The sequence below is a fragment of the Pseudomonas sp. FFPRI_1 genome (genome assembly GCF_055384485.1).
Genome location: NZ_AP029168.1, coordinates 6,260,958 through 6,276,911, shown reverse-complemented (window position 1 = coordinate 6,276,911; position 15,954 = coordinate 6,260,958). Strand labels below are relative to the sequence as shown.

Here is a 15,954-nt window from a genome sequence, read left to right as displayed (position 1 = left end):
CGCCTTCGTTTTCAAGGTTGCCCGATGCCCATGTCACTGTCCTGCTCTGCTGTTCCTTCCATCATTCGTATTGCTGCCGCGCTGTTGATCGGTGCCGACGGACACACCCTGCTGGTGCGCAAGCGCGGCACCCAGGCCTTCATGCAAGCGGGCGGCAAGATCGAAGCCGGCGAGCAGCCGGTGCAGGCCCTGGCCCGCGAGCTGGAGGAAGAACTGGGCCTGCGCATCGATCCGGCCCAGGCGCGTTACCTGCAGCAGTTCTCCGCCCCGGCGGCCAATGAGCCGGGGCATGTGGTGCAAGCCGAGGTATTTCTGGTTCGCATCGACACGCCCGTGACCCCCGCGGCAGAGATCGAAGAAGTGCGCTGGATCGATCCGGCCGGCGACGGTGATTTGTTCCTGGCGCCGTTGACACGGGATCTGATCTTGCCGTTCTATCGCACTTTGCCAACCACCCCAGCCTGACTGCCCGCACCGCCAAGGACTGCCATGATCCCACTCCACGACTACCTGATCTTCGCCGCCGCTTCCTTGCTGATGGTGCTGACCCCGGGGCCGAACATGATCTACCTGATTTCCCGTTCGATCTGCCAGGGGCGCAAGGCTGGAGTGACGTCGTTGCTGGGGGTGGTGGCGGGGTTCTTCGTTCACCTGTTCGCCGCTGCGCTGGGCCTGACCGCGGTGTTCATGGCGGTGCCCATGGCCTATGAAGTGCTCAAGTGGGCCGGTGCCCTGTACCTGTTGTGGCTGGCCTGGCAAGCGCTCAAGCCGGGTGCCCGCTCGCCTTTCGAGGCCCAGCAGCTGCCTGCGGACTCGCCGCGCAAGCTGGTGACCATGGGCTTTCTCACCAGTGCGCTGAACCCCAAGATCGCGGTGTTCTACCTCTCGGTGTTTCCACAGTTCATCCAGCCTGAGCACGGCTCGGTGTTTACCCAGAGCATCATCCTCGGCCTGACCCAGATCAGCGTGAGCTTCTCGGTCAACCTGCTGATCGCGCTGTTTGCCGCGGGTATCGCTTCCTGGTTCGCCAGCAACCCCACCTGGCTGTCGGTGCAGCGCTATTTCATGGGGTTCGTGCTGGCGGCGCTGGCTGTACGGCTGATGTTCGAACAGCGCCGAGTCAATTGATCGAGGAGTCATCCCATGTCTGGTTTTCCCAGTCCCGAAGCGGTGGTCGAGGAGCAATTGCAGGCCTATAACCGCAAGGACCTGTCGGCCTGGCTGGCGACTTATGCGCCGGATGCCCGGCAATACGAGCACCCGGCAACGCTCTTGGCCAAGGGCCATGAGGAACTTGGCGCCCGAGCGCAGGTACGCTTTCGCGAGCCCAACCTGCATGCCCGGCTGCTGCAGCGCAGCGTGATGGGCAATGTGGTGGTCGATCATGAGCTGATCAGCCGGACCTTCGCGGAAGGCAGCGGGACCCTGGAAACCGTGGCTATCTATGAAGTGCAGGCGGGCAAGATCCAGTCCGCCTCATTCATCACCGGACAGAAGACCCTCGACTGAACATGCAGATCCAACGCTTGACCCCTGACGACGTGGAGCAGTACCGGGCCTTGATGCTCGAAGCCTATGACCGCCATCCCCAGGCGTTCACTTCCAGTGTCACCGAGCGGGAAAAACTACCCCTGGCCTGGTGGGCTTCGCGCCTGGATGGCGAACTGGACCTGCTGCTGGGGGCATTTTCCGAGGGGCGCCTGCTGGGCATCGTCGGCCTGGCCTTCGAGCTGCGGGAAAAGGCCCGGCACAAGGCAACCCTCTTCGGGCTCTACGTCACCGGCGGGCAGCGCAACAGCGGGGTGGGCTATCGACTGCTGCAGGAATTGCTGGTGCATGCCGGCCGCTGCGAAGGGCTGCGCCTGGTGCAACTGACCGTGACCGCAGGCAACGACGCGGCACTGTCGCTGTACCAGCGCTGCGGCTTTGTCCAGTTCGGTCTTGAACCCCAGGCAGTGAGGGTGGGCGAGGACTACTTCGACAAGATCCACATGTGGCGCGAAGTGCCTGTTGAAACCTGAGCAGCATCGCCCATCAACTGACTGTTGCCGCCACGGCTATGGGGTGTATTCGCCCCAGGCTCGACCCGCTCCGGGGCGGTGGTCGCCGGCGCCCAGGCCCTGCACTGGCCGCCGATAGGGCGGCCGGGTGTCGGCTTCAACGCACCGCGCTGACGCCGTCCAGGGTCGAGAATGAAGTGTCCTTGGCCGTCAGCAGGAAGTCGCGCATGTAGGGCGCATCCAGCATGTCGGCGCGAATTGCCGCATACAGGGTGGCGAACAGCCCCTTTTCCCCCAGCCGCTTGGCCTTCACATAACCCCGCGAGCTGTATTCGTGCAGGGCCCAGTGGGGCATGCCGCAGACGCCACGACCACTGGCTACCAGTTGCATCATCATCACCGTCAGTTCCGAGGTGCGCACCTGGGCCGGCTCGATGTCCGCGGGCTCGAGGAAACGGGTGAAGATGTCCAGGCGGTCTCGTTCCACCGGGTAGGTGATCAGGGTTTCGCTGAGCAGGTCTTCCGGGGCTATGTAGGGTTTGTTGGCCAGGGCGTGCTGGTTGGCCACCGCGAGCATCGCCTCGTAGGTGAACAGCGGTACATAGGTGATGCCTGCCAATTCCAGGGGATCGGAGGTCACCACCAGGTCCAGGTCACCCCGCGCCAGGGCCGGCAAGGGGGCAAACGAGAAGCCCGAGGCCAGGTCCAGCTCCACTTCTGGCCAGGCGTCACGGAATTGGTCGATGGTGGGCATCAGCCACTGAAAGCAGCTGTGGCACTCGATGGCCATGTGCAGGCGCCCGGCGGTGCCGCCGGCCAGCCGGGCGATGTCGCGCTCGGCGCCCCGCAGCAGCGGCAGGGCCGCGTCCGCCAGTTGCAGCAGGCGCAGGCCGGCGCTGGTGAAGCGCACCGGCTTGGTCTTGCGCACGAACAAGGGCATGCCCAGGCGCTCTTCGAGTTCCTTGAACTGGTGAGACAGGGCGGACTGGGTCAGGTGCAGGCGTTCGGCGGCTTCCACCAGGCTGTCGGCTTCGCGCAAGGCGTGCAGGGTCTTCAGGTGACGGATCTCTAGCACCAGGCTCTCCATGAATGAATTTTGTGATCGGCATAAAAGTGTTGAGTTTGTCTCATGTTGGCCGGCCTGTCGATCATCCAGCCCCACTGATCTCCTGCTGAGGGCCGGGAGCGCGATCGACTGGATCACGACCGCTGGGCAAACTTCATCAAACTGTCACGCAACTGTGGCAGCGCGAATCATCGAAGTTCATCAGACTCGCGCTCTACTGGGGTTCTGCGTTTCGGTGTTTTCCATGCGGGCAAGATTTTTTTCCACTGTCGTCCTGCTGGCCGGGCTTTTGCTCGGCCAGCTGTCTTTTGCGGCCGCGCGCTGCGATGTCAATGTCCCGACCCAACGTGTCGACCTGCCTCAGGTGAGCCTGGCCTACCAGAGCATCGGTCGGACTTCCGACCCGGCGCTGCTGCTGGTAATGGGCCTGGGCGGGCAACTGATTCACTGGCCGGACGAGGTGGTGGTGGCCCTGTGTCAGCAGGGGTTCCGGGTGATCCGTTACGACAATCGCGATGTCGGCCTGTCCACCTGGCGCCAGGCGCCGGCCAGCGCCAACCTGACTTTCGAAGTGCTGCGTTACAAGCTCGGCCTGCCAGTGGCTGCGCCCTACACCTTGACGGACATGGCCGATGACGCGCTGGGCCTGATGGACGCGCTGCATATCGAGCAGTTTCACGTGCTCGGGGCGAGCATGGGCGGGATGATCGCCCAGCACCTGGCAGCCATGGCGCCACAGCGAGTGGAGAGCCTGGCGCTGATCATGACCAGCTCCGGTGCCGAAGGCCTGCCGGCGCCGAATGCCGCGCTGGTACAACTGCTTTCCCGGCGCAATGCGCCGAACCGCGAAGCCGCCCTGGAACAGCAGGCCGACCTGCTGGCAGCCCTCGGCAGTCCGAAGGTGGCCGATGATCGCAAGGTCCTGCTCCAGCAGGCTGCGCAGTCCTATGACCGGGCGTTCAATCCGGAGGGGGTCAAGCGGCAGATCATGGCGATTCTCGCTGAGCCCAGCCGGGTGGCCCTGCTCAAGCAACTGCGGGTGCCGACCCTGGTGGTGCATGGCACCGCCGATCCGCTGCTGCCGGTGATGCACGGGGTGCACCTGGCGGCGCAGATCCAGGGCAGCCAGCTGAAGCTGATTCCGGGCCTGGCCCATCGTTTCCAGGAAGCCTTCAAGGCACCGTTGCTGGCCGCGGTACTGCCGTACCTGCAAACCCATCGCGAAGACACCTCCCACTGGGTGCAGATCGAACCGCTGGAAGTGGGGCGCTTGCTCTGAGCGGCAAGCCTCAAGCGGCTAGATTTTCGCTTGCAGCTCGCAGCTGTCCGCGTCAGCGGACAATCTTGTCCACCTGAATGCCCAGCTTCTTCAAGCGATACCAGAAGCTGCGCTCGGAAATCCCGATCATCTGCGCTGCTGCGGCCTGCACGCCGTTGCTCTGATGCAGCGCGGCGAGGATGTAGGCTTTTTCCACTTCGGCCAGGGCCGAGTCCAGGTCGCTGGGCACTTGCGGACCAACGCTGATGGCGGCGCCGTGTAGCGCGCCCTGGGGCTGGCTGTCGAACAGGTAGCCTGGCAGGTCGCTCTCTTCGATGACCTGGCCCGAGGCAACGATGGTGGCCCGTTCCACGCAGTTCTGCAGTTCGCGGATATTGCCCGGCCAGGTGTAGTTGGCCATGGCCTGCAAGGCTTGCGCGCTGAACCCGGTGATGCGCTTGCCGGCGGTGGCGCCCAGGCTGTGGGCGAAGTGTCGGGCCAGCGGGGGGATGTCCTCGACCCGCTCGCGCAGCGCTGGCAGGGGGATGGGAAAGACGTTGAGGCGGTAATACAGGTCCTCGCGAAACTCCTTGTTGGCCACCGCTTCCAACAGGTTCTTGTTGGTCGCGGCGATCACTCGCACATCGACCTTGCGCTCACGTGGGTCGCCTACCGGCTCGATCACTCGCTCTTGCAGGGCGCGGAGAATCTTCGCCTGCAGGGCCAGGGGCATGTCGCCCACTTCATCGAGAAACAGAGTGCCCTTGTCGGCCTGCTGGAAACGCCCGACCCGGTCTGCCACGGCGCCGGTGAAGGCGCCCTTGCGGTGGCCGAACATCTCGCTTTCCAGCAAGCCTTCGGGGATCGCTGCGCAATTGACCGCGACAAACGGCTTGTCGGCGCGATTGCCGTGCTTGTGGATGGCGCGGGCGACCATCTCCTTGCCGGTGCCGCTTTCTCCGGTCAAGAGGATGGTGGCGTTGCTTTCGCGCACCGAATCCACCGCTTGCAGCACCCGGCGGAAGGCCGGGCTGTCGCCTACCAGGCTGTCGAACTGCTGATGCTCGTCGAGCTCGGCGCGCATGCGCTGATTGTCTTTGAGGATGTCGCGAAACTGCAGGGCCTTGCTGACGGTGATGTCCAGCTCGTCGATGTCGAAGGGCTTGGCGATGTAGTCGTAGGCGCCATTGCGCATGGACTGCACGGCGTTCTTCACCGTGCTGTAGGCGGTCATCACGATCACTGGCAACTGCGGGTAGCGCTGCTTGATTTCCCCCAGCAACTGCGGGCCGTCCATGCCGGGCATGCGCCAGTCGCTGATCACCAGGTCGATGTCCTCCTGCTCCAGCACCTTGAGGGCGTGCAGGCCATTGCTTGCGGTGAACACCTGGACGCCGTTCTGGCTCAAGGCCGAGGACAGCAGGTCGCAGAGTTTCGGTTCATCATCGACCACCAGCAGGTTATGCGTCATCACTGTCCTCGTCTTCGTCGTCCTCTTCACCGTTGGCCGGAATGTACAGGCTGAAGGTGGCGCCAGCATCTTTTTCGCTGACACATTCTATATGGCCGTCATGGCTTTCCATGATCGAGAAGACTTTAGCCAATCCCAGGCCGGTGCCCGAGGCCTTGGTGGTGACGAAGGGGGTGAAGATGCGCTCCAGCATGTCCGCTTCGATGCCCTGGCCGGTGTCGCTGACACTGATGATGGTTTCATCTTCCTGCTGGGCGATGCCCAGGGTCAGGCGGCCGCCGTCGGGCATGGCGTCGATGGCGTTGAGGATCAGGTTCAGGCAGGCCTGCTTGAGCTGGCGGGCATCGGCGTGGATGGTGGCTCCCGGCGCCTGGTCGTCGATCTGCGCGTCGATGTTGTGGGTAGCCAGCTCCGGAGTGCAGAAACCCAGCAGTTCCTCCACCAGTGGCCGCGCCGCCTGCGTGGAGCGAATCGGCGCGCTGGGTTTGGCGAAGTCGAGGAATTCGGTGATCAGGTCATTGATCCGGCTGACCTCGCTGATCACGTATTCCAGGTGGCGCTTGTCGTTTTCCGGCAGGTTGGCCCGGCGGTGCAGCAGTTGGGTCGCGGTCTTGATGATGCCCAGCGGGTTGCGGATCTCGTGGGCCAGGCCCATGGCCACTTCCCCCAGGGCATGCAGGCGGTCGCGGCGGCGCAATTGCGCTTCCAGGTGCTGCAGTTCTCCCAGGCGTTCGGTCATGTGGTTGAAGGTGCTGCTCAGCTCCGCCAGCTCATCGCCGCCGATTACCGGCACCCGTTGCCGGTAGTCGCCGGCGATCACCGCCTGCACGCCCTTGGACAGGCCCCGCAATGGTCGGGTCAGGCGTTGCGACACCAGCCAGCCGACGCACAGCGAGGCTGCCGAGCTGAGGAGGAAAATCAGGATGAACAGGTTGCTCTGGTTGACCAGGCCCACCAGGCTGCTATGGCGCAGCAGGCCACTGAAAATCACCCCCACCAGGTCGCCGCTGTCATTGAAGATCGGCCGGTACAGGCCGCTGTAGCGGCTGGTGAACTGCTCGGTGGGCTGGCGGGTGGCGCGCAGGATGTCTTCAATCTTGTGCGGCACCTTGGGCGGGTGGTCCTCGAAGCGCTGGGTGGCGAAGATCTCCGAGAAGTCATCGGCCTTGGCCAGGTACAGGCGCAGGTCCAGGGAATGCACGTCGGCCACGCTGGTGAGGAAGCTGGCGTCCAGGTAGGTGGCGATCAGCAGTTGGTAGTCGACTCCATCGAGGCTGGTCTGGAAGGTCGAGACCACCGCGCCGGTGGCCACGCCGCCGACCTGGAGGGTCTGCAGCACCGCATTGGAGGCGGTGCTGATCTGTCCCACCACATCATCGGCGACGGTGGTGAACATCACCTTGTGATCGTTCTTGCGGATCAGCGCTACCACATCGATGCCCATGGAGTCGGCGATGTCCGCGGTGAGCTTGTCGTGCTTGGCTGCGCTGCGATCCGTGGGCGGGCGGGTGTAACGCAGGAACAGCTTAGCGATCCTGGCGTTGTCATGGAGGATCTCGGTGATCTCGTCCTCGACGATCTTGGTGGACTCCTGCAGCCAGATGCGCACGTTGCTGTCGAATATTTCCGACAGGGTCGTGGCCGCCAGCTCGGCGGCGATCATGGTGGGAATCACGCTGACCAGCCAGAACGCCAGCACCAGCTTGCGTTGCAGGCTCCAGCGGGAGATGGCGAAAGGGCGGGGAGGACGACGATCTTTTCTGGTCATGTACTTTCGCTTATTGCAGCAGCCATGGCGGGGTCGGAGCGATCCGGGCGGACAAAGCGTTTTATTACCTTGAGCAAGGCATTGAGCAAGCGATTGCGATGCCGGAAAAACAACATGTTACCGGTGAAACGACAGCCCAGGCGCAGTTTGCTGGCATAGCCCGCCTGGCCGCATTCATACAGCGGGATTCGCTGCTGAATACAGTAGTCGACGTTGGCCAGCCAACTGCGAAAATACAGGTTGTGCTCACGACTGACATTGAGGTCGTGGGCGAAGAATTTGTCGATCAGCCGATGCTGGTCGATGAGGATCAGGTTGAACGCCACCAACTGCCCGCCGACCCAGTACAGGACGCAGGCGGCGCGTTCGCCCAACTGTTCGAGGATGCCGGTGAAATAGTCCGCCGGCAGGCGTTCGAACTGCAGGTCGCTGCGGTTCAGCGTGGCCTCGTACAGACGCATGATGTCCGGCAGGACGTCGTCGATCTGGTGGCGCCATTCAATGCGGGGGGCCGGTGCGCGCAGCTTGCGCCGCAGGTCCTTGCGGGTGGATTTGCCCAGGGTGCCGAGGTAGGCGTCGATCGAGGCAAAAGGCACCGGCAACAGGGCACTGGGCAGGCTCGGCATGGCTTGCAGGCCGGCGGCCAGGCAACTGGCCGCCCACTGCAAGTCATTGCTGGGGGCATCCTTGACCGCCATCAGGCCAATGCCGAAGTCGTCGGCGTCGCGCCGGGCCAGTTGCAGCAACTGATCCAGCAAGGCCTGGCGACGTTCTTCGGGTACATGGCTGGCGGTGCCGGCGTTGCACTGTTCGGCCACCGGGGATCCGATGGCGTACAGGCGCAGTTGCAGAACGCCGGGCCAGTGCCGCTCCAGGCGTTCGGTAAAGCGCTTGGCCAGGCCCGAGACCGTGGTGTCGAGCCGGTACTGGGTGGTGAAGGCCGGAGCCACGGCCACCAGGGTCGAGCCTTCGAAGACCGCCAGGTAGCGCCACTGGAAGTCGGCGATGGCGGCTTTTTCCACGGCCAGGTAGTAGTCCCAATCCTCCAGGGCATCTGGAAAACAGTCATTCCAGGCACCGCGGTCGATGGCCTGGATGGTTGAAAAGGCTTGGGCGGTAATCACGTCTCGTCCTTAAGCTAGGCCAGCTGTCGGTAGTCTTCGCGCATGGCGGGCCTGACCACTTGCTGCTGGATGAAATCCGCGCTCAACTCGATCACGCGCTGGTACTGCAGGTCCACGGTGATCATGTGATAGCAGTTGTCCAGGAGAATCTTGACCACCGGCCCGCCGAGCTTGCGCTCGACGTAATCGGCATTCCAGGTACTGGTGATGTCGTCCTCGCTGGCGTGCAGCACCAGGGCTGGGGTCGTGATCGACGGCATGCGCTTCTTGACCACGGCGTTCATCCGGTGCAACTCGCGCACCGTCACGCCCTCCATGGTCAGGAGCCCGGCATTGCTGCTTTCGCCGGCCTTCATCTGCTTCTCGACGATGGCCCGCAGGCGCTCGTTCTTGATGCCGTAGGGCGGTTTCTCCTCGAAGCGGCAGATGTGCACGCCGAATGGAATCTTCATCAGCAACGGGGTGAGGAAGGCCAGCTTGTTGATGCTCCAGCCGTCGTACTTCAAGGTCGTGGAGTACATCAGCAGGCCGCTGATCTGTCCCGGGTGCTCGGACGCCAGGTACATGGACATCACTGCGCCCATGGACAGGCCGCCGACGAACACCTGCTCGTGACGCTGCCGTACGCCGACAAAGGTCTTGCGCACGCCCTGGTACCAGTCCTGCCAGCCGGTGGCCTGCAGGTCGCTGTTGTCCCCGCAGTGCCCGGGCAGGGTCGGTACGTACACCGTGCACGTACCGTCCTTGGCCAGGCCCTGGGCCACCCGACGGAGTTCCGTCGGGGTGCCGGTCAGGCCGTGGATCAACAAGACCCCGACCGGACCCGAGCCGAGAACGAAGCCGGCGCTGCCTTCGCCCAGATCGATCTCAGCCTTGTTCATCGCTTCATGGCCCGATCCAGCAGGCGGTCCAGCAGCGCGATGCCCAGATCGATTTCCGCGTAGCTGATTTCCAGCGACGGGGCCAGGGTGATGACGTTCTTGTAGTAGCCGCCCACATCGAGGATCAGACCCAGACGCTGGCCGTTGATTTCGATGTCGCCCTTCATGCCTTCCTCGACCATGTAGTCCAGGGTCGCCTTGTCCGGGGTGAAGCCGTCGGTGGTGCAGATTTCGCAGCGCAGGGCCAGGCCCAGGCCGTCGACGTCGCCGATGATCGGGTAGCGCTTCTGCAGGTCCTTGAGGCCTTCGAGGAAGTACTTGCCCTTTTCCATGACCATCGCGCCGTAGTCGATCTCGCTGGTCATCTTGAACATTTCCAGGCCCACGGCGGTGCCCAGCGGGTTGGAGGCGAAGGTGGAGTGGGTCGAGCCTGGCGGGAACACGCCCGGGTTGATCAGCTCTTCACGGGCCCAGATGCCGCCCAGCGGGTTGAGGCCGTTGGTCAGCGCCTTGCCGAACACGATCACGTCCGGCTTGACGTCGAAGTGCTCGATCGACCACAGCTTGCCGGTGCGGTAGAAGCCCATCTGGATTTCGTCCACCACCATGAGGATGCCGTGCTGGTCCAGCACGTGCTTGAGCTCGCTGTAGAAGTTCATCGGCGGGATCACGTAGCCGCCGGTGCCCTGGATCGGCTCGACGTAGAAGGCGGCGTATTCGCTCTGGCCGACTTTCGGGTCCCAGACGCCGTTGTATTCGGTCTCGAACAGGCGGGCGAACTGCTGCACGCAGTGGCTGCCGTACTCTTCCTTGGTCATGCCTTTAGGGCCGCGGAAGTGGTAAGGGAACGGGATGAATTGCGCACGCTCGCCGAAATGGCCGTAGCGGCGACGGTAGCGGTAGCTGGAGGTGATCGACGAAGCACCCAGGGTACGGCCGTGGTAGCCGCCCTCGAAGGCGAACATCAGGCTCTTGCCGTTGGTGGCGTTGCGCACCACTTTCAGCGAGTCTTCCACCGACTGCGAACCGCCGACGTTGAAGTGCACGCGACCGTCGAGGCCGAACTTCTTCTTGGCATCGACCGCGATCATTTCCGAGAGCTCGATCTTGCCTTTGTGCAGGTACTGGCTGGCGATCTGCGGCAGGGTGTCGATCTGTTGTTTCAGGGCGTTGTTCAGGCGCGGGTTGGCGTAGCCGAAGTTCACCGCCGAGTACCACATCTGCAGGTCGAGGTAGGCCTGGTTGCTGGTGTCCCAGACGTAGGAGCCTTCGCAGCGGCTGAAAATGCGCGGGGGTTCGATGTAGTGAACGGTATCGCCGTAGGAGCAGTACTTGGCTTCTTTATCCAGAAGGATCTGGTCTTCTGCGGTAGCGATGCGGATATCAGACATGGTGGAAGAGTTCCTGGGTTTCAAGAGAGAAGTTGGTGGCGTTGGCGGCGCTGTTCGGCAGTTTGGCCAGCAGCGCCGGCAGTTCGGCGAAGGAGTCGAACCGCGCATGGGGAATGTTGTTGCGCTGGCAGTAGTCGGCCAGGCGATCCTTGGCGAAGACGAAGTCGGCGGTGGAGGCCACGCACATGTCCGACTGGCCGTCGCCAATCACCAGCACGCGCTTGCCGCGCGGGGTGGATTTGCATTTGCAGTTGCCGGAGGCGGCGCGGCAGGCGTCGCTGGCGTAGGGGAAATCGATGCGCCAGCTGTTGTGGTCGACCTGGCGCAGGCGGTTGGCGAGGATCGGCAGCAGGGTCACGTAGTTGCGTGCCAGGATGCGGGCGATGCCTTGTTCGATGCCGTCGCTGACCACCTCGATGGAAGCCCCGAGCCCGATCACGTGATCGACGAAGTCGGGGAAGTCGGGGTCGATTTCGACGCTGTCGAAGTAGCCGAGCAGTTCGGCAGGTGAAGCCTTGACCAGGGCCAGTTGGCGGCTGAGGCATTCTCGGGAGCCGATGTGACCGTCCAGCCACTCCTGCTCGATGCCTTCCCAGCTCGGGTCGGCAAAGCGTTGGAGAACGTTATCGATCACGTCGGCGCGGGAGATGGTCCCGTCGAAGTCACATACGATATGCCAGTGCATCATCTGCTGGTACCTGTTGAATAAGAGCGCTCTTTGCGCTTGCGGCAGGGGTACAGCAGGGACTGTGCCAAGTAGCGCTAACCCAGCAGGGCTGGGGCTTTGGCGAGGGAGCGGGGCGATTTGTAGCGTTCTTGCTACAATTTTTGTAGGTCCCTACAAACAACATCAGTGCTTGCGCCCATGGGTGGCTCTGGTGATTGATGCGCGCATGTTCAGATAAGGAAACTCATTCATGCCCCGGCTTTCTCTCCCCGCCTTGTTGCTCGGCCTGTTGTCGCTGAGCGCTACCTGCGGTGCTGCCGCCGATTCCGCAATCAGCGGCGAACTGGGCCTGGGACTGGGCTATCAGCCCCACGATCCCAGCGGCAGCCGCTACGACACGGCTCCCTTGCCCTATCTGGACCTGGACTGGGGCGATGTCAGTCTGAGCACTGATGATGGGCTGACCTGGGATGCCTTCAAGAGCAACGGGTTGAGCATCGGCCCCTATGTCAATTACCTGCAGGGGCGCAATGCCGATGGCTCGCTGCGCGGGCTGCGGGACGTGCCGGACATGGCCGATGTCGGCGGTTTTGTGCAGTACGCGCCGGACGACTTCTGGCGCCTGTTCGCTGCCGTGGGCCAGGCGGTGGGCGGGGGCGGCGGCCAGGGCGGCCTGCTGGGCAAGCTGGGCGGGGAGATCGGCTATCCACTGGGCATGGGCATCATCGGCAGCAACAACCTGACCCTGCACTTTGCCGATGCCCGCCAGACCCAGACCTTCTTTGGCGTCAGTGACCAAGAGTCCCGGGCGTCCGGCATCGGCTCATACAACGCCGGCGGCGGCTTGCAGAACGTCACCCTGACCCAGAACTTCCAGTTTCCCCTGGGGGACAACTGGTCGCTGATGGCCAGCGCCAGCTGGATCCGCCTGACCAACTCGGCGGCGGACAGCACCATTGTCCGGGACAAGGGCGACGTCAATCAGGGCCAGGTACAGACCGCCATCAGCTACAAATTCTGATCTGAAACAGGCTGCAGCCTTGTACACCAAGGCCTGCAGATGATCTCGGTGGCCTGGAACGCGGCCAGGGCGATAAAAGCTGGTCTGGCCTTTGCAATAGCCGCCATGAATTCAATTTCTCAGGAAGTTCTTCATGGCTCGCCCCGCCTATCGTTTGCTCTCCTATTCCCTCTGGGACCTGATTCCGATTGTCATGGCCCTGGCGCATTTCGCCTTTGTCCTGTGGCTGGTGCTGGATTTCCATGCCCTGTCCTGGTGGGTCATCCTCCCGGCCGCGCTGCTCTACGCGGTCAGCCTGTCGTGGAGCATCAACAGCATTTCCCACAACCAGATCCACAATCCCTACTTCACCCCGTCGTGGATGAACCGGGCCTTTGACCTGCTGCTGTCGGTGACCATCGGTTTTTCCCAGACCCTGTATCGCGATATCCACAATCGCCATCACCGGGGCAATTCCGACTTGCCCGATGCCCAGGGCAAGACCATCGACCCGCTGTCGATCTACCTGCATGGCAAGGATGGCCAGCCGGACAACCCCTGGGCCTACACCTTCCTGAGCTTTTTTCGCGACGATCCCAAGGAGATCTATCAGGAAATGCAACGCAAGCGAGCGGATGACGCGCGCTGGGTAAAGGTGGAAATTGCCGTGACGATAGCCTTCTATCTGGCGCTGGCCTGGGTCGACTGGCACGCGGTGCTGGTGCTGCTGCCGTTCTGGTACCTGGGGCAGTCGCTGTCGTCGCTCAATGGCTATTACGAACACCTGGGGGGCAACCCCGACCTGCCGATTGCCTGGGGCGTGAGTTCCTACAGCCCGCTGTACAACCTGCTCTGGATGAACAACGGCTACCACGCCGAGCATCACTACCGGCCGAAGATGCACTGGACCAAGGTCAAGGCCTTCCATCGCGAGATACGCGAACAGCAGCGGGCGGCGGGAGTGAAAGTGATATCCGTGTCCCACGGCCTGGGCTTCCTGGTGTCCCGGCGCAAGGCCTGATGGCCGCCCCGGCGTCTACACGGCCCTGACCCAAACCCAATCACTGTAGGAGCTGGCTTGCCAGCGAAGGGGCCCGCAAGATCGCCTTCGCCGGCAAGCCGGCTCCTACACGGCCCCAACGCAACCCCAATCGCTGTAGGAGCTGGCTTGCCAGCGAAGAGGCCCGCAAGATCGCCTTCGCCGGCAAGCCGGCTCCCACACAGCCCTCGACGCAACCCCAATCGCCGTAGGAGCTGGCTTGCCAGCGAAAGAGGCCCGCAAGATCGCCTTCGCCGGCAAGCCGGCTCCTACACAGCCCCCGACGCAACCCCAATCGCTGTAGGAGCTGGCTTGCCAGCGAAGAGGCCCGCAAGATCGACTTCGCCGGCAAGCCGGCTCCTACACAGCCCCCAACGCAACCTCAATCGCTGTAGGAGCTGGCTTGCCAGCGAAAGAGGCCCTCAGGCCTCTTCTCCCTCCGCCAGGAGGGCAATCCCGCCGATGATCACCAAGACCCCGACCCAGTGCAGCAGGCTGATCTGCTCGCCCAGGCCCAGCCAGGAGCCCAGCAGCACCACCACGAACACCAGGGAGCTCAAAGGGAAGGCCAGGGACAGGCTGCTGCGGCGCAGGATCAGCATCCACACGAAAAACGCGCCGATGTAGCAGGCAATCGCCAGCAGTACGCCCGGATTGACCGCTACCGCCGCCAGCCATTGCAGGTTGAAATCCATCTGGCCCAACTGGTCGCCGCCGACTTTGGTGGCGATCTGGCCGGCGCTCTCGAAGCCGATCAGCAAGGCCCAGAGCACGATGGTGCCCAGACGCTCGTGCAACCAGCCATGGGAGGTATTGGAACTCATGAAACGCTTCCTTCTATTCGTTGAATAAGGATCAGGTACTGGCCACGCAAACCAGCATCACCCCGGCGGTGATCACCAGGGTGCCCAGCCAGCGCCGGCGGCTGACGGTCTCCCCGAGCACCACCTTGCCCGCCAGCACCACACCGCAGTAGGCCAGGGCCGCTGCCGGAAACAGCAGGCTCAGCGGCGCTCGGGACAGGGCTTCGAGCCAGACGAAAAACTCGATCACATAGGCGCCGATGCCGCACCACAGCAAGGGCGCGTTGAACACCTGGCCCCAGAAGGCATTCAGGCGGAAACCGCCTTCCAGCTCCGGCAGGCGATCCAGGCCCAGCTTGAAACAGAGTTGGCCGATCACGTCCAGGACGATGGAAAAGGCCACCAGCAGAACAACGGTCAATGTCACGGGAACAGCTCCTCGAACAGCGAAATCAGGGCTTCATTGGTTACTGAGTTGCGCAGCAGGTCGTCCGGGCTCCAGCGCTCGGCCGGAGGCTGGTCGGACTTGGCTTCCCAGCGCTTGAAGGCATTGCTGAAGGCCGGCTGGGCAAATTCGCCACAGACATCGATGCCGAGGATCCGCTTGCGTGCCGCGAGGGTGCGCAAGGCCAGCAGCAGGTGAGTCAGGCGCATGCCGCCCTGGTCCCAGTTGGTGGCGGCGTCTTCGCTGGCCAGCACGTCCTTGTCGATGGTGATCCACACCGCCTCGGTGGGCAGGCTGTCGATCATCTGCGCGAGGAAGGCCGGCCAGTCCAGTTGGGCCAGGTTGCGCCAGTGCAGGTGGTTCTCCTGCTGCTGGTGCCCGGCGCCGTCGCCGACCCGGCCCCAGACCTTGGACGGCGCGTGCTGCCAGGGAAACAGCTGCAGCTTGCCGTGCTTCAGAGCCCCGAGGTTGCCGCCGCGCAGTTGTGGGTTGTGCAAGTCTTCGCTGCACGGACCGAGGGTGACGATGCGCTGGATGTTCGGCAGTTTCAGCGCTCGGTTGACCCAGGAACCGCAGTGCCGACGGGGGGCGAAGCGCACCCAGTCCGGGTGATTGTCGAAGTGGATCAGGCTGACCGGCTCGGGCAGATCGCTGAGGAAGGCTGGCGTCAGGTGGTGATAGTCGCCGGAGCCGACAAAGAAGATTTCTGGCTGCTGGCCGCTGTGGCGGGGTCGCTGGCGCAGGCGTTCGGTGAAGTGGCGATAGGTGCGTTCGGTGGACCAGAGACGCAGTTTCGGCCCCAGGTCCAGCAGGTCGAGGCGTCGCGCCTGGCCGCTATTCAGGCGCCGGATGATCGGTTCCTGGGCGGTCAGGCTGTGGTCGAGATCAAGGATGTTCAAAGTCTTCTTTACCCATGGCAGCGCCCTCCAGAAATCTGCGTGAACAAGCTCAAACGCAGGCTGGGCGGGCTTTGCCGGGTAAATGCAAGGGTCGGGCCAGCCGCCGCTTGCAGGAGCCGGCTTGCCGGCGAAGAACGGTGTC

The 15,954-nt window shown here is 63.3% G+C and carries 17 protein-coding genes; 7 read left to right on the top strand and 10 right to left on the bottom strand.

Annotated features, from left to right (window positions below; translation table 11 throughout):
* The first annotated feature begins 30 nt into the window (after positions 1 to 30).
* The 4 genes from ACZ5BO_RS27990 to ACZ5BO_RS27975 are packed head-to-tail and all read left to right on the top strand — an operon-like array spanning position 31 to position 2,021.
* Positions 31 to 465 (top strand): NUDIX hydrolase, encoded by a 435-nt coding sequence (locus ACZ5BO_RS27990; RefSeq protein ID WP_025129615.1) that lies wholly within the window; start codon positions 31 to 33, stop codon positions 463 to 465.
* 24 nt (positions 466 to 489) lie between these two features.
* A complete protein-coding gene (locus ACZ5BO_RS27985; protein WP_025129616.1) occupies positions 490 to 1,128 on the top strand; it encodes a LysE family translocator in 639 nt (212 codons plus the stop codon).
* A gap of 15 nt (positions 1,129 to 1,143) precedes the next feature.
* Positions 1,144 to 1,509 (top strand): nuclear transport factor 2 family protein, encoded by a 366-nt coding sequence (locus tag ACZ5BO_RS27980; RefSeq protein ID WP_464697088.1) that lies wholly within the window; start codon positions 1,144 to 1,146, stop codon positions 1,507 to 1,509.
* 2 nt (positions 1,510 to 1,511) lie between these two features.
* A complete protein-coding gene (locus ACZ5BO_RS27975) occupies positions 1,512 to 2,021 on the top strand; it encodes a GNAT family N-acetyltransferase (RefSeq protein ID WP_025129618.1) in 510 nt (169 codons plus the stop codon).
* A gap of 136 nt (positions 2,022 to 2,157) precedes the next feature.
* Here the strand turns inward: ACZ5BO_RS27975 and metR are convergent, their stop codons facing one another.
* Positions 2,158 to 3,075, bottom strand: coding sequence for a transcriptional regulator MetR (metR, locus tag ACZ5BO_RS27970; RefSeq protein ID WP_025129619.1), 918 nt, complete (start codon positions 3,073 to 3,075; stop codon positions 2,158 to 2,160).
* 235 nt (positions 3,076 to 3,310) lie between these two features.
* On the opposite strand from metR, the gene ACZ5BO_RS27965 reads away from it, so the two are divergent.
* Positions 3,311 to 4,345 (top strand): alpha/beta fold hydrolase, encoded by a 1,035-nt coding sequence (locus tag ACZ5BO_RS27965; RefSeq protein WP_464697087.1) that lies wholly within the window; start codon positions 3,311 to 3,313, stop codon positions 4,343 to 4,345.
* A gap of 52 nt (positions 4,346 to 4,397) precedes the next feature.
* Here ACZ5BO_RS27965 and ACZ5BO_RS27960 read toward each other — a convergent pair whose 3' ends face one another.
* From ACZ5BO_RS27960 to ACZ5BO_RS27935, 6 genes are read right to left on the bottom strand one after another with little or no spacing between them, the layout of a single operon-like run.
* Entirely contained in the window at positions 4,398 to 5,795 is a 1,398-nt protein-coding gene (locus ACZ5BO_RS27960; protein ID WP_464697086.1) for a sigma-54-dependent transcriptional regulator, read from the bottom strand.
* Positions 5,785 to 7,563: a sensor histidine kinase gene (locus tag ACZ5BO_RS27955; protein ID WP_464697085.1), complete on the bottom strand. Its 1,779-nt coding sequence runs from the start codon at positions 7,561 to 7,563 to the stop codon at positions 5,785 to 5,787. Before ACZ5BO_RS27955 ends, ACZ5BO_RS27960 begins: the two co-directional genes overlap by 11 nt.
* Positions 7,560 to 8,687 carry a GNAT family N-acetyltransferase gene (locus ACZ5BO_RS27950; protein WP_025129623.1) on the bottom strand — a complete coding sequence of 376 codons (1,128 nt, stop codon included), beginning with the start codon at positions 8,685 to 8,687 and terminating at the stop codon, positions 7,560 to 7,562. Before ACZ5BO_RS27950 ends, ACZ5BO_RS27955 begins: the two co-directional genes overlap by 4 nt.
* 14 nt (positions 8,688 to 8,701) lie before the next feature.
* Positions 8,702 to 9,568, bottom strand: a complete 867-nt coding sequence (locus ACZ5BO_RS27945; protein WP_464697084.1) for an alpha/beta hydrolase — start codon at positions 9,566 to 9,568, stop codon at positions 8,702 to 8,704.
* The gene (locus ACZ5BO_RS27940; RefSeq protein WP_025129625.1) at positions 9,565 to 10,959 is read right to left on the bottom strand and encodes an aspartate aminotransferase family protein; all 1,395 of its coding nucleotides are present in this window, start codon (positions 10,957 to 10,959) and stop codon (positions 9,565 to 9,567) included. The genes ACZ5BO_RS27945 and ACZ5BO_RS27940 overlap by 4 nt, the downstream gene beginning before the upstream one ends.
* A complete protein-coding gene (locus ACZ5BO_RS27935; protein WP_025129626.1) occupies positions 10,952 to 11,647 on the bottom strand; it encodes an HAD-IB family phosphatase in 696 nt (231 codons plus the stop codon). The genes ACZ5BO_RS27940 and ACZ5BO_RS27935 overlap by 8 nt, the downstream gene beginning before the upstream one ends.
* 229 nt (positions 11,648 to 11,876) lie before the next feature.
* Here ACZ5BO_RS27935 and ACZ5BO_RS27930 point away from each other — a divergent pair, with 229 nt between their 5' ends.
* Entirely contained in the window at positions 11,877 to 12,647 is a 771-nt protein-coding gene (locus ACZ5BO_RS27930; protein WP_025129627.1) for a MipA/OmpV family protein, read from the top strand.
* A 133-nt stretch (positions 12,648 to 12,780) separates the two neighbouring features.
* A complete protein-coding gene (locus ACZ5BO_RS27925; protein ID WP_464697083.1) occupies positions 12,781 to 13,647 on the top strand; it encodes a fatty acid desaturase family protein in 867 nt (288 codons plus the stop codon).
* A gap of 440 nt (positions 13,648 to 14,087) precedes the next feature.
* On the opposite strand, the gene ACZ5BO_RS27920 is transcribed toward ACZ5BO_RS27925, so the two are convergent.
* Genes ACZ5BO_RS27920 through ACZ5BO_RS27910 form a run of 3 tightly spaced genes read right to left on the bottom strand, consistent with a single transcriptional unit; the run spans position 14,088 to position 15,812 of the window.
* On the bottom strand, positions 14,088 to 14,489 hold the full coding sequence (locus ACZ5BO_RS27920; protein ID WP_025129629.1) for a DMT family transporter: 402 nt from the start codon (positions 14,487 to 14,489) through the stop codon (positions 14,088 to 14,090).
* 31 nt (positions 14,490 to 14,520) lie between these two features.
* A complete protein-coding gene (locus ACZ5BO_RS27915; RefSeq protein ID WP_232641867.1) occupies positions 14,521 to 14,895 on the bottom strand; it encodes a DMT family transporter in 375 nt (124 codons plus the stop codon).
* Positions 14,892 to 15,812 carry an arginase family protein gene (locus tag ACZ5BO_RS27910; protein WP_025129631.1) on the bottom strand — a complete coding sequence of 307 codons (921 nt, stop codon included), beginning with the start codon at positions 15,810 to 15,812 and terminating at the stop codon, positions 14,892 to 14,894. Before ACZ5BO_RS27910 ends, ACZ5BO_RS27915 begins: the two co-directional genes overlap by 4 nt.
* Positions 15,813 to 15,954: the final 142 nt, after the last annotated feature.